This is a genomic window from Ferrovibrio sp. (genome assembly GCF_019636075.1).
Classification (GTDB): Bacteria; Pseudomonadota; Alphaproteobacteria; order Ferrovibrionales; family Ferrovibrionaceae; genus Ferrovibrio.
Genome location: NZ_JAHBYG010000002.1, coordinates 71,813 through 85,203, shown reverse-complemented (window position 1 = coordinate 85,203; position 13,391 = coordinate 71,813). Strand labels below are relative to the sequence as shown.

Genomic DNA, 13,391 nt, shown 5'->3' with positions numbered 1-13,391 from the left:
ATGACGCGGATGACAGCACCGGTGAATGTCGTCGATATCGACGCCTTCCTCTCTTTCACCATCGCGCTGGTGCTGCTGGTGTTGGGCAAGATCGTCACCATGCTGATCGAGCCGTTGCGCCGCTACAGCATCCATGAAGCGGTGATCGGCGGCCTGCTCTGTGCGGCCTTGGTGGCGCTGGCCTATTTCGGCTTCGGCCAGCAAATCCGCTTCGAACTGACGGCGCGGGATTTTCTGCTGCTGATGTTTTTCGCCGGCATCGGATTGAAATCCGATATCCGCAGCCTGCTGCAGGGCGGCAGGCCGCTGATTATGCTGTTGGCGCTGGCCAGCGTGTTCATCCTGCTGCAAAACGGCATGGCGATGGCGATGGCGAAAGCCTTCGGGCTGGATCCGCGCGCCGGGCTGATGGTGGGGTCGATCTCGCTCACCGGCGGGGTGGGCACCACCCTGGCCTGGGCGCCGCATTTCGAGCGCGATTTCGGCATCGGCAATGCCATGGAACTGGGCTTGGCCGGCAACACGCTGGGGCTGATCGCGGCCTGCGTGATCGGCGGTCCGATGGCAGCCTGGCTGATGCGCCGCCATGCCGTGGAGCCATCCACCGATACCCGGCTGGATATCGGCACCACCCATGATGAAGACGATGCGCCGCTGGATTATTTCGGCATCCTCTGGGCGCTGCTGATCCTCAACACCACCATCATGCTGGGCATCGGCCTGCATGGCATGATCGATACGCTGGGGCTGAAACTGCCCACATTCGTCGGCTGCTTGTTTGCCGGCATCCTGGTGCGCAACGTGCTGCCGCATATCGTGGGCCGCACCCTGCTCAGGCTGTGGCCCGGCATCCGCCATGGCTTTGCGCTGATCTCCGATCTATCGCTCGGTCTGTTCCTGATCATGGCACTGATGGGACTACAGCTCTGGCAATTGGCCGGCAGCTTCGGCTTCATTATCACGGTGCTGACGCTGCAGATCGCCCTCACCATCGGCTACACGCTGCTGTTGGTCTTCCGCCTGATGGGCCGGGATTACGAGGCGGTGGTGATGGCGGCCGGTTTCGGCGGCATCACACTCGGCTCCACGGCCACGGCGATTGCCAACATGACCGCCGTCACCCAGCAATACGGCGCCGCCCACCGCGCCTTCGTGATCCTGCCGCTGGTCTGCGGCTTTTTCATCGATATCGTGAATGCCCTGGTGATCGCCCTGCTGATCCGGTGAAAAACCCTGGGCATTGAGGCCGGCGTGAAAACGTATAGAGTGCGGGCCGCAGGCGCGGCGCCGTTCGGGCCGACCGCGCGACGAAATGATCATCTAGTGGAATCAATAACATGGCTTCGTATCAATATATTTACGTGATGAAGGGTCTGAACAAGACCTATCCCGGCGGCAAGCAGGTTTTGAAGAATATCTGGCTGAGCTTCCTGCCCGGCGCCAAGATCGGCGTGCTGGGTCTGAACGGCTCCGGCAAATCCACGCTGCTGAAGATCATGGCCGGGCTGGACAGCGAATTCACCGGCGAGGCCTGGGCCGCCGAAGGCGTGAAGGTGGGTTATCTGGCGCAGGAGCCGGCGCTCGACCCGTCCAAGGATGTGCTGGGCAATGTGATGGAAGGCGTGGCCGAGACCAAGGCTTTGCTGGACCGCTTCGAGGAAGTCTCGATGAAGTTCGGCGAGGTGACCGACGACGATGAAATGAATGCGCTGATCGCCGAACAGGCGGAGCTGCAGGAAAAGATCGACGCCGCCGATGCCTGGGATCTGCAGCGCAACGTGGAAATCGCCATGGATGCCCTGCGCTGTCCGCCCGGCGATGCCGATGTGACCAAACTATCGGGCGGCGAGCGGCGCCGCGTGGCTTTGTGCCGCCTGCTGCTGTCCAAGCCAGACATGCTGCTGCTCGACGAACCGACCAACCATCTGGATGCCGAATCCGTGGCCTGGCTGGAGCGCTTCCTGCACGAATATCCCGGCACTGTCGTGGCCGTCACCCATGACCGCTACTTCCTCGACAATGTGGCCGGCTGGATTCTGGAGCTTGATCGCGGCGCCGGCATTCCCTGGGAAGGCAATTACTCCTCCTGGCTGGACCAGAAGGAAAAACGCCTGGAGCAGGAAGGCAAGGCGGAAGACGCCCGCCGCCGCACCCTCAAGAACGAACTGGAATGGGTGCGCCAGAGCCCGCGCGCGCGCCAGGCCAAGTCGAAGGCCCGTCTCAATGCCTATGAAGAGATGTTGGCCCAGCAGCAGGACAAGGCTGTGGAGCAGGTCACCATCACGATCCCGCCGGGTCCGCGCCTTGGCAATGTGGTGATCGAGGCGGAAGGCCTCACCAAGGGCTTCGGCGACCGCTTGCTGATCGAGAATTTGAACTTCAAGCTGCCGGCTGGCGGCATCGTCGGCATCGTCGGCCCGAACGGCGCCGGCAAGACCACCCTGTTCCGCATGCTCACCGGCGGCGAAACGCCCGATGCCGGCAGCCTGCGCGTGGGCGAGAGCGTGAAGCTGGGCTATGTGGACCAGAGCCGCGACAGCCTGAACGACAAGAAAACCGTGTGGGAGGAATTGTCGGAAGGCAACGACATGATCACGCTGGGCAAACGCGAAGTGCCCAGCCGCGCCTATTGTTCGTGGTTCAACTTCAAGGGCGCCGACCAGCAGAAGAAAGTCGGCATGCTTTCCGGCGGCGAGCGCAACCGTCTGCATCTGGCCAAGATGCTGAAGGAAGGCGCCAACGTGCTGCTGCTCGACGAACCGACCAACGATCTCGATGTCGATACCCTGCGCGCGCTGGAAGAGGCCCTGCTGGATTTCGCCGGCTGCGCCATCGTGATCAGCCATGATCGCTGGTTCCTGGATCGTATCGCCACCCATATCATGGCATTCGAGGGCGACAGCCATGTGGAATGGTTCGAGGGCAATTTCCAGGATTACGAAGCCGACAAGAAAAAGCGCCTGGGTGCCGATGCCGATCAGCCGCATCGCATCAAGTACAAACCCCTGGTCCGCAGCTAAAAACGGCACAGCCAGCAGATGAACCGCAAGCAGCGGCGACAAGCAGGAAAAGCAGGCGGCAACACGCAGCCACCGCAAAAGCCTGTTGCCGCCACTTCGATCAGCGACCGCCTGCTCGGCCTGGCCGGCAAACAGGCGATGCCCGGCACGGCCGCCCTGCCCGCGGCTTTTGCGCCCGATCCGGTGCAAAGCCTGCTGGCCGCCGAAAAGCAGAAGCGCCAGCGCGAAGAGGAATTCGCCCGCCAGAGCCGTGCACTGGCCGCCAATCCGCAATCCATCCCGCTCTTGCGCAGCGTGGCGCAGCTTGCCTTGCGGCTGGATAAACGCGCCGAGGCCGGGGCCGCCTATGCCGGCCTGCATGCCCTGCTGCCAGACGATCCGGAAGTGGCGCATATGCATGCGGTGCTGTCGGGCAGCGCACCGGCCAGGCCAGATCCCGCCTATGTGGCCGGGCTATTCGATGCCTTCGCCGATACGTTTGATCGCACGCTCACCCATTGGCTGGAATACCGCGCCCCCAAGCTGGTGGCCGATGCCGCGCGCGCGGCACTGGTCGGCATCAAGGCGGAAAATGCCTGTGATCTGGGCTGCGGCACCGGCCTGCTGGGGCCTGAAATCCGCGACCTCTGCACGCATTTAAGCGGCATCGACCTGTCGCCGCGCATGATCGAGAAAGCCCGCGAGCGCAAACTCTACGATGCGCTGGACGTGGCCGAGATCGTGGCCTGGCTGCAGGCGCGGCCGGCTAAGTTCGATCTGCTGCTGGCGGCCGATGTGCTGGCCTATTTCGGCGCACTGGAGGATGCCTTCGCCGCCATCCGCGCGGCCTTGCGGCCCGGCGGCATTTTCGTGGCCACCGTGGAAGCCGATGCCCTGCGCCCCGATGGTTTCACGGCGGGCAAGAGCGGCCGCTACGCCCATGGCGAGGGCTATATCCGCAAGCTGACCGAAACCGCAGGCCCAGCACTGGAAAGCCTGGCGCTGCAAAGCCTGGCGCGGGAAACCCTGCGCCAGGAAGATGCAAAGCCGGTGGCCGGCTATGTGTTCGTGCTGCGCGCCGCCTAGCGCGGTGATTTAACGCGCCGTCCAGCCGCCATCGATGGCAATGGATGTGCCGGTGATCGACTTGGCGTATTCGCCGCAGAGAAACAGCGCCAGTTGCGCCACTTCTTCCACTTCCACGAAACGCTTGTTGGGTTGCGAAGCCAGGATCACTTCGCGGATCACCCGGTCGCGCGGCATGTTATGCGCCTTGGCCTGGTCGTCGATCTGGCCTTCCACCAGCGGCGTACGCACATAGCCGGGGCAGATCGCATTCACCGTGATATTCTGCTCGGCCACTTCCAGCGCCACCGATTTGGTAAGGCCCACCTGGCCATGCTTGGCCGCCACATAGGCCGACTTGAACGGCGAGGCCACCAGGCCATGGGCCGAGGCGATATTCACGATGCGGCCCCAGTTGCGCTTCTTCATGCCCGGCAGCGCGGCCTTGATGGCGTGATAGCTTGACGACAGGTTGATCGCCTGGATGGCAGCCCAGCGCGCTTCGGGGAATTCATCCACCGCCGACACGAACTGGATGCCGGCATTGTTCACCAGAATATCCACGCTGCCGAAGGCCTGCTCGGCGCCCTGCACCAGGCCGGCCACCTCCTCGCCCTTGCTCATGTCGGCGCCGCTATAGAGCACGGTCACCTTGTGCTTGGCGGCCAGGCCGGCGCGGATCGCCTCGATCTCCTCGGGCTTGCCGAAGCCGTTCAGCATCACATTGGCGCCGGCCGCGGCCAGGGCATCGGCAATGCCGAGCCCGATGCCGGAGGTGGAGCCGGTCACGACGGCGGACTTGCCTTTCAGCATCGCTGCACTCCTTTATAAGTGGATTTATAAGTGGAATTTGCTGTGGTTTCCGGCGGCAATCTAGCGGATTGGCCGGCGTAACACCATCTTGCTGCCCTGCCCCGGCCCTTGCAAGGCGCCCCCGGCCCTTGCAAGCCGCAACGGGCTGGGCTAGGCAGGATCAACCGCCAGGAGAAGTTTGACCGATGCTGTATGCGCTGAACGACGACGCCCCGGAAAAAGAGAAAGACGAAAAGGACGCCAAGGACAAGTTCGGCGGCCTGGATGAGCGGCTGTTCAAGGCCCGCACCATCCTGATTTTCGGCGGCATCGACCAGAAACTGGCCCAGGGCGTCACCGCCCGGCTGCTGGCCATGGCCGCCGACAGCGACGACCCGATCACCATCTTCCTGAATTCCCAGGGCGGCCACGTCGAATCCGGCGACACGATCTACGACACGATCAAGTTCGTGAAACCCACCGTGCGCATCGTCGGCACCGGCTGGGTGGCCTCGGCCGGCGCGCTGATCTTCAGCGCCGCCACCCGGGAAAACCGCCTCTGCCTGCCCAATACCCGCTTCCTGCTGCACCAGCCGTCTGGCGGCGCCGGCGGCAAGGCATCGGATGTTGCCATCCAGGCCAAGGAAATCATCCGCATGCGCAAGCGGCTGAACGAAATTTTCGCCCGCGAAACCGGCCAGCCGCTGGAGCGGATCGAAAAGGACACCGACCGCGATTATTGGATGACCGCCGATGAGGCCATCGCCTATGGCCTGGTCGGCCGTATCGTGCAGAACCAAAGCGATATCGCCTGACTGCAAATCGGTTCCTGACCACGAAATGGTGAGGGCGGAGAAAACGGCCTTGTTGCCGCCATAATCCGCCCTATCATCGCAGGTCATGCAGACCGCGCGACGTATTGCCCTGATATTGCTAGCCCTGCTTTTCCTGCCGCTGGGTGTCAGCGCGGCCGGCTTGGCTTTGCAGGAAGACCGGCCCCGTTCATGGAGCGGCGCGCGCTGGGACAGCACCGGCCTGGCCCCCGATCCCACCAAGAACAGCGAAGCCGCCATCCAGGTTTATGCCGCCCGGGTATGGGGCTGGCGCGGCGCCTTCGCGGTGCATACCTGGATCGCCGTGAAGCCTGAGGGCGCCGATGGCTTCCGGCGCTTTGAAGTGGTGCGCTGGAGCAGCCCCAATGTGCGCGAACGCTATGGCCAGCCCGATACCCGCTGGGCCGGCAACGAACCGGAATTGCTGCTGGATATCCGCGGCCCTCGCGCCACCGAGCTGATCCCCCGCGTGCTGCAGGCGATTGCCGAATATCCCCATGCCGACCGTTACGTGATGTGGCCGGGGCCGAACTCCAACACATTCACCGCCCATATCGGTCGCTCCGTGCCGGAACTCGGCCTGAGCCTGCCGCCTACCGCCGTGGGCAAGGATTTCATCGCCGAAGGCATGCCGATTGGCACCGCACCCAGCGGCCATGGCGTACAGCTTTCCCTGTTCGGCCTGGCCGGCCTGACGCTGGCGCCCGCCGAAGGCATCGAGTTGAACCTGCTCGGCCTCACACTCGGCATCGACCTGCTGCGCCCTGCCCTCAAACTGCCCGGCATCGGCCGCATCGGCATGGCGGCGGAAACCGGCCGCGAAGGCTCCTGAAAAGCCGTAGCCTGCGAACCCGCCACCCCAAATCCGTCATGCCCGGAACAAGCCCGGGCATGACGGATTTGGGGTGATTGTGGCTAAACTGCCTCGCCGCGCAGCAGCTTGGGCAGCCTGCCCAGATCGCCCATGGCATGGCGCATGAACAATCGCTTGGCCGGCGGCAATTTCTGCACCAGCCCCAGGCCGAGCCGGCGGGCCAGCGCGATCGGCGCGATATCGTTGGAGAATAGCCGGGTCAAACCATCGGTGACGGCGCTGAGCACGGTGCTATCCACCCGCCGCCAGCGGGCGTAATCGTCCAGCACATTTTCCTGCCCGATATCCAGCCCCACACGCGCCGCCTGCACGATCACTTCCGTCAGCGTGGCCACATCGCGCAAGCCGAGATTGAGGCCCTGGCCGGCAATCGGGTGGATGCCATGGGCGGCATCGCCGGCCAGCGCCAGGCGATGGGCGCAATAATCGCGCGCATGCAGGAAGGTGAGCGGATAGGACCAGCGCGGACCCGTGCTGGTCAGCTTGCCGAAATGGTCGCCGAAGCGCAGCCGCATCTCGGCTACGAAGCCGGCCTCGTCCAGCGCCAGGATCGCCTTGGCGCGTTCCGGCGGCTCGGTCCAGACCAGGGAGGACCGATGCCGGCCCGCGCTATCGTCGGTCATCGGCAGGATGGCGAAGGGTCCGGCGGGCAGGAAACGCTCCTGCGCCACGCCATGATGCGGCCGTTCATGCACCACGGTGCAGACGATGCCGGTCTGGTTATAGCTCCAGTGCTGCACGCCGATACCGGCAAGCTGGCGGATCTGCGATTGCCGGCCATCGGCGCCGACCACCAGGCGGGCGCGAACTTCGCGGCCATCGGCAAGCTGCAGGCTGGCCGGCTGACCGCTGCCGCTTTCGCCCAGCTGCATGCCGGTCACGCCCATGGGCGCCAGCAGGGTCACGTTGGGCAAATCGGCCAGGGCCGCCTGCTGGGCTTGGCGCATCACCCGGTTTTCCACCATCCAGCCGAAGGGCTGGTCGCCCAGTTCAGCCAGGTCGCGGTGATCGTAATGCACGAAAAGCCGGGAATCGCCATCCGATACCCGGATATCCCACATCGGCTGCGCCTCGCTGACATGGCGCCACAGGCCGATGGCATCCAGCATGCGCTGCGAGGCGAGCGCGATGGCCGATACCCGGCCATCGAAGCCGGCAGCCAGGGCCCTGGCCGGATCTTCGCGGTCTACCAGCAAAACCCGCAAGCCCGGCCCACCCATACGGCCGCCCATCCTACCAAGGGCGATGCCCAGGGTGAGGCCGGCAAGGCCGCCGCCAACGATGGCAATATCGGTATCGAGCGTTGTCATGGCCGGCAGCATCCCCCTGCCGGGCCGGCTTGTAAAGCAATCTGCGATGGACGCGGTGTCGCGCCCGGGCTAGGCTGATTGCATGATCAGGCGTTGCCTTGCGATTCTTGCGCTGGCTCTGCTGGCGTCGGTATCCCTTTCCGCTCCCGCTTCGGCCCAGCTCCGGAACCGGGATGGCGGCACCCTCGGTTTCGACCCCAACAAACCCCAAGTGGATCTGGTGTTGCTGCTGGCGGTGGATATCTCCGGAAGCATCGATCCCGACGAAGCCCGCCTGCAGCGCGAAGGCTATGCCAAGGCAATCGTCGATCCCAAAGTGGTGAAGGCTATCCAGGGCGGCATCCATGGCCGCATCGCCGTCGCCTATTTCGAATGGGCCGACAGCTTCACCGACAATCAGATCATGGACTGGACGCTGATCTCGGACGCCGCCAGCGCCGAGCGGGTATCGCAGCATCTGCTGGCCCAGCCGATCCGCACGGCGCGCCGCACCAGCATTTCAGGCGCCATCACCCATGCCCTGCCGCGCTTTGCCGCCGCACCCTATCAGGGCATGCGGCGCGTGCTGGATATTTCCGGCGACGGCCCCAACAACGATGGCGGCCGGGTGGATGTGGCGCGCGACATGGCATTGGCCGCCGGCATCGTGATCAACGGCCTCACCATCATCAACGACAAACAGAATACCTGGGGCTTTCCCACGCTGCCGGATCTGGACGCCTATTACGAAGGCTGTGTCACCGGCGGGCCGGGCTCCTTCGTGGTGGTGGCTCAGGGTTTCGACACCTTCCATGAAGCCGTGCGCCGCAAGCTGATCCTGGAAATCGCCAGCGCCCCGGTGGTGCCCAAAGATTGGCTGCAATTCGGCCCGCGCCCCAAGCTCAACGATTGGCGCGTGATGCCCACCCAGAACCAGGGCTATGCCAAGGGCTGCGATATCGGCGAACGCCAGAGCCAGGAATTCTGGCGCCGGCGCTGGGATCAATAGCCTGCGGCGCTGGGATCAATAGCCTGCGGCGCCGGGATCAATAGCCTGCCGCTGTCCCACTTCCGGCGGCTTGTCCCGATAATCTGAATGTCTCATTTCCGGCCCTGCAATGCCTGCATAATGCAGTGCTAAATTCATGCATCCGCCTTGGCGTAGCCGGGTTTTTGCCGTATTCCCAAGCGATCAATCGGCCGGCCAGGAGGAGACCGCCACCCCATGTCTGCTAGCAACGCGCCTGCATCCAATCCCTTTGCCCGCCCCGATTTTCCCTTTGCGCTCCGCCTGGTCACCGAGTCAGCCGCGCTGGCGGCCTACGATTGGGCCGGTCGCTCCGCCAAGGAAGACGGCGATGGCGCCGCCGTGGATGCCATGCGCAAGGCGCTGAGCGAGATCGGCATCAATGCCATCGTGATGATCGGCGAGGGCGAAAAGGACAATGCGCCGCTGCTCTATCGCGGCGAACGCATCGGCCAGAAAGATCCTGAAATCGAAATCGCCGTGGACCCCATCGAGGGCACCACCAACATGGCCAACGGCGTGGATAATTCCATGGCCGTGATGGCGCTGGCGCCGCGCGGCGCGATGTTCGATCTCGGCCCCAGTTTCTACATGGACAAGCTGGTGCTGCCGGCCGCCGCCAAGGGCAAGGTCGATCCCGCCTGGCCGGTTAAGCAGCGGCTGGAAGCCTTGAGCGACGCCTTGCGCAAGCCGGTCCGCGAATTGCGCATCTTCGTGCTCAACCGCAAGCGCCATCATGCGATGATCAAGGATATCCATGCCGCCGGCGCGCGCACCATGTTGCAGGAAAACGGCGATGTGGCCGGCGCCTTCATGGCGCTGCAGGATGGCCAGCCGGTGGATGCGCTGTTTGGCACCGGCGGTTCGCCGGAAGGCGTGATCACCGCGATCTTCGCGCGCGCCATGGGCGGCGAATTCTTCGGTCGCGTGGATCCGCAGAGCGACGATGAGGCCGAGAAGGTGCGCGCCTTCGGCCTGGATACCGGCAAATGGCTTGCGGGCAGCGACCTGGTGAAAGCCGAGCATGCGCTGTTCGTGGCCAGCGGCATCAATAGCGGCCCGGTCTGCCAGGGCGTGCGCATCGAGGGCAACACCGCCATCCTGCACACACTGATTCTGGATGCCGCCACCGGCGCGCGATACGACCTCACCAGCCGCCTGCCGCACGCCTGAAGCCCTGAGGCATTCATGTCGATCCAGGACATCGCCATCAAGCCCTTTGCCGGCCAGAAGCCCGGCACATCGGGCTTGCGCAAAAAGGTGCGCGAATTCCAGCAGCCCGGCTATCTGGAAGCATTCGTGCAGGCGATTTTCGACAGCCAGCCGGCGTTGCAGGGCGGCAGCCTCGTGCTCGGCGGCGATGGCCGTTTTTTCAACCGCGAGGCCGCCGGCATCATCCTGCGCATGGCGGCCGCCAATGGCGTGGCGCGCTGCATCATCGGCAGCGGCGCGCTGCTCTCCACGCCGGCAGCCTCGGCGGTGATCCGCGCCCACAAGGCGCAAGGTGGCATCATCCTGTCGGCCAGCCATAATCCCGGCGGACCGGATGGCGATTTCGGCGTGAAATTCAACAGCAGCAATGGCGGCCCGGCGGCTGAAGGCGTCACCGAAGCGATTTACCAGGCCACACAGAAAATCAGCCATTATCGCATCCTGGATTGGCCGTTGCCCGATCTCGATCGCGTGGGCGAGACCAGTTTGGGCAGCATGCGGGTATCGGTGATCGACCCGGTGCATGACCATGCCCAGGTGCTGCAAAACCTGTTCGATTTCGATGCCATGCACGCCTTGCTGAAAGGCGGCTTCCGCATCGCCTTCGATGGCATGCATGCCATCACCGGCCCCTATGCGCGCCGCCTGTTGGTGGAATTGCTCGGCGCACCGGAAAGCAGCCTGCTGAATTGTACGCCGCTGCCCGATTTCGGCGGTGGCCATCCCGATCCCAATCCCGCCCATGCGGAAGAGCTCACCGCGCTGCTGAATGGCAGGGATGCGCCGGATTTCGGCGCGGCGTCGGATGGCGATGGCGACCGCAACATGATCCTGGGCCGCAATCTCGCGGTCAGCCCGTCCGACAGCCTGGCAATCCTGGCGGCGAATGCGCATCTGGTTCCGGGTTACAAAAACGGATTGGCTGGCATTGCGCGCTCCATGCCCACCAGCCGCGCCGCCGATGCGGTGGCGGCAAAGCTGGGCCTGCCCTGTTATGAGACGCCGACGGGCTGGAAATTCTTCGGCAACCTGCTGGATGCCGGCCGCATCACGCTCTGCGGCGAAGAAAGCTATGGCACCGGCTCGGACCATGTGCGCGAAAAAGACGGCCTCTGGGCCGTGTTGTTCTGGCTCAACATCCTGGCCGTGCGGAAGCAATCGGTAACCGAAATCGTGCAACAGCATTGGCGGCAATTCGGGCGGCATTACTACAGCCGCCATGATTACGAAGCCGTGCAAAGCGACATCGCTGCCGATTGCATGGCGAATCTGACCAAGGCGCTGCCGGGCCTGCCGGGGCAAAAGATCGGCACCCTCGCCATCACGGCGGCCGATGAATTCAGCTACACCGATCCGGTGGATGGCAGCATCAGCCGCAATCAGGGCCTGCGCATCATCTGCGGCGACCAGGCCCGCATCATCGCGCGGCTTTCCGGCACCGGCACCGAAGGCGCCACGGTGCGGCTGTATTTCGAGGCCTACGAGCCGGATCCGGCAGGCCAGCAGGATGATCCGCAGCAGCGCCTGGCGCCGCTGATTGATTTTGCCGAAAGCCTGCTCGGTCTGCGACGGCAAAGCGGCCGCAGCGGACCCGATGTAATAACCTGAAAGGCCCTTGTCAGCATGGATCAGCTTCCGCCGATTGATAGCAGCCCCGCCTGGCAGGCCCTGCAAGCCCATGCCGAAGCGCTGGCGCCGCAGACTCTGCGCGACCTGTTCGCCGCCGATGCCCAGCGGTTCGATACCCTGTCCTGGCGCCAGGACGGCTTGCTGCTCGATCTCTCCCGTCAGCGCCTGACCGCCGAGACCCTGCGCCTGCTGCTCGATCTGGCCGAGGCCGCCGATCTGACCGGCCTGCGTGACGCAATGTTTGCCGGCGAGCATATCAACCTGACCGAAGACCGCGCCGTGCTGCACAGCGTGCTGCGTCTGCCGCCGGGCAGTGCTTTCGATCTCGATGGCGAGGATGTGGCCGCCACCGCGCAGGCCGAACTTGAACGCATGGCTGCCATGGTGGCCGCCATCCGCGAAGGCCGCTGGCGCGGCGCGACGGGCAAGCCTTTCCGCACCGCGATCAATATCGGCATCGGCGGTTCCGATCTGGGCCCGCGCATGGCGGTGGATGCCCTGGCCGCCGATCACCAGCCGGGGCTGGATGTGCGGTTCGTCAGCAACGTGGATGGTGCCGATCTGGCGCGTGCCGTGGCCGGGCTGGACCCGGCCGAGACGCTGTTCATCGTCGCCTCCAAAACCTTCACCACCCAAGAAACCATGACCAACGCCGCCTCGGCGCGTGCATGGTTGCAGGCCGGCCTGGGCCGAGATGCCGATTGGCCGGCGCATTTCATCGCGCTGTCGGCGGCGCCTGCCGAGATGGAAACATTCGGCATCAAGCCTGATCATCGCCTCACTTTCTGGGATTGGGTGGGTGGCCGCTATTCGCTGTGGTCGGCCATCGGGCTCCCCATCGCGCTGGCCATCGGCATGGAGAATTTCCGCAGCTTCCTGGCCGGCGCCCATGCCATGGACAAACACTTCCAGACCGCGCCGCTGGAGCGCAATCTGCCGGTACTGATGGCCCTGGCCGGCATCTGGAACATCAACTTCCTGGGCTTCACATCCCTGGCCGTGCTGCCTTACGACCAGGGCCTGGCCCGCCTGCCGGCCTATCTGCAGCAGGCCGACATGGAGAGCAACGGCAAGCGCGTCGACCGCTGGAGCCGCCCGGTGCATTACGCCACCGGACCCGTGGTGTTCGGCGAACCAGGCACCAATGGCCAGCATGCCTTTTATCAATTGCTGCATCAGGGCACCCAGCCGATCCCGGCGGATTTCATCGTGCCGCTGCACAGCCGGTATCCGATGGGCGAGAATGGCACCCGGCATCACGCCATGCTGCTGGCCAATGCCTTCGCGCAAACCGAAGCGCTGGCCATGGGCAGGCCGCAGGCCGAGGTGATGGCCGAACTGCGCCAGAGCGGCCAGCCGGAATACGAATCCCGCATGCTGGCGCCGCATCGCAGCTTTCCCGGCAACCGGCCCACCACCACGCTGCTGCTGCCGCGCATCGATCCGTTTACGTTGGGTCAGTTGATCGCCCTCTACGAACACAAGATTTTCGCGCAAGGCGCGGTATGGGGCATCAATTCGTTCGACCAGTGGGGGGTGGAACTGGGCAAGCGCCTTGCAAAGCCGATCCTCGAGGAGTTGACGGACCCGAAACGACAGCCGCATCATGATCCGGCAACCAACGGGTTGATCGAAGTCGCCCGCAAAGGCGCTGTCGACTAACAATACAGG

At 64.4% G+C, this 13,391-nt stretch carries 11 protein-coding genes; 9 read left to right on the top strand and 2 right to left on the bottom strand.

The genetic code is table 11. The features are described 5' to 3' along the window. From gltS to KF827_RS01545, 3 genes are all read left to right on the top strand, one after another. A complete protein-coding gene (gene gltS / locus KF827_RS01555; protein ID WP_290998823.1) occupies window positions 1-1,227 on the top strand; it encodes a sodium/glutamate symporter in 1,227 nt (408 codons plus the stop codon). A 110-nt stretch (window positions 1,228-1,337) separates the two neighbouring features. Next, window positions 1,338-3,020 (top strand): energy-dependent translational throttle protein EttA, encoded by a 1,683-nt coding sequence (gene ettA, locus KF827_RS01550; RefSeq protein WP_290998820.1) that lies wholly within the window; start codon window positions 1,338-1,340, stop codon window positions 3,018-3,020. An 18-nt stretch (window positions 3,021-3,038) separates the two neighbouring features. Continuing rightward, window positions 3,039-4,085, top strand: coding sequence for a methyltransferase (locus KF827_RS01545; RefSeq protein WP_290998817.1), 1,047 nt, complete (start codon window positions 3,039-3,041; stop codon window positions 4,083-4,085). A gap of 9 nt (window positions 4,086-4,094) precedes the next feature. Here the strand turns inward: KF827_RS01545 and KF827_RS01540 are convergent, their stop codons facing one another. After that, window positions 4,095-4,877 carry a 3-hydroxybutyrate dehydrogenase gene (locus KF827_RS01540; RefSeq protein WP_290998815.1) on the bottom strand — a complete coding sequence of 261 codons (783 nt, stop codon included), beginning with the start codon at window positions 4,875-4,877 and terminating at the stop codon, window positions 4,095-4,097. A 185-nt stretch (window positions 4,878-5,062) separates the two neighbouring features. Here KF827_RS01540 and KF827_RS01535 point away from each other — a divergent pair, with 185 nt between their 5' ends. Continuing rightward, on the top strand, window positions 5,063-5,671 hold the full coding sequence (locus tag KF827_RS01535) for an ATP-dependent Clp protease proteolytic subunit (RefSeq protein WP_290998812.1): 609 nt from the start codon (window positions 5,063-5,065) through the stop codon (window positions 5,669-5,671). A gap of 85 nt (window positions 5,672-5,756) precedes the next feature. Continuing rightward, window positions 5,757-6,521 carry a DUF3750 domain-containing protein gene (locus KF827_RS01530; RefSeq protein WP_290998809.1) on the top strand — a complete coding sequence of 255 codons (765 nt, stop codon included), beginning with the start codon at window positions 5,757-5,759 and terminating at the stop codon, window positions 6,519-6,521. 83 nt (window positions 6,522-6,604) lie between these two features. Here KF827_RS01530 and KF827_RS01525 read toward each other — a convergent pair whose 3' ends face one another. Beyond that, complete coding sequence (locus KF827_RS01525) at window positions 6,605-7,873, bottom strand: UbiH/UbiF/VisC/COQ6 family ubiquinone biosynthesis hydroxylase (RefSeq protein WP_290998806.1); 1,269 nt, start codon at window positions 7,871-7,873, stop codon at window positions 6,605-6,607. A gap of 82 nt (window positions 7,874-7,955) precedes the next feature. On the opposite strand from KF827_RS01525, the gene KF827_RS01520 reads away from it, so the two are divergent. From KF827_RS01520 to pgi, 4 genes are all read left to right on the top strand, one after another. Next, on the top strand, window positions 7,956-8,861 hold the full coding sequence (locus KF827_RS01520) for a DUF1194 domain-containing protein (RefSeq protein WP_290998802.1): 906 nt from the start codon (window positions 7,956-7,958) through the stop codon (window positions 8,859-8,861). A gap of 216 nt (window positions 8,862-9,077) precedes the next feature. Continuing rightward, window positions 9,078-10,052 carry a class II fructose-bisphosphatase gene (gene glpX, locus KF827_RS01515; RefSeq protein ID WP_290998799.1) on the top strand — a complete coding sequence of 325 codons (975 nt, stop codon included), beginning with the start codon at window positions 9,078-9,080 and terminating at the stop codon, window positions 10,050-10,052. A 15-nt stretch (window positions 10,053-10,067) separates the two neighbouring features. Beyond that, window positions 10,068-11,699 carry an alpha-D-glucose phosphate-specific phosphoglucomutase gene (locus tag KF827_RS01510; RefSeq protein WP_290998796.1) on the top strand — a complete coding sequence of 544 codons (1,632 nt, stop codon included), beginning with the start codon at window positions 10,068-10,070 and terminating at the stop codon, window positions 11,697-11,699. 15 nt (window positions 11,700-11,714) lie between these two features. Further along, window positions 11,715-13,382: a glucose-6-phosphate isomerase gene (pgi, locus tag KF827_RS01505; RefSeq protein WP_290998793.1), complete on the top strand. Its 1,668-nt coding sequence runs from the start codon at window positions 11,715-11,717 to the stop codon at window positions 13,380-13,382. Window positions 13,383-13,391 lie beyond the last annotated feature (9 nt).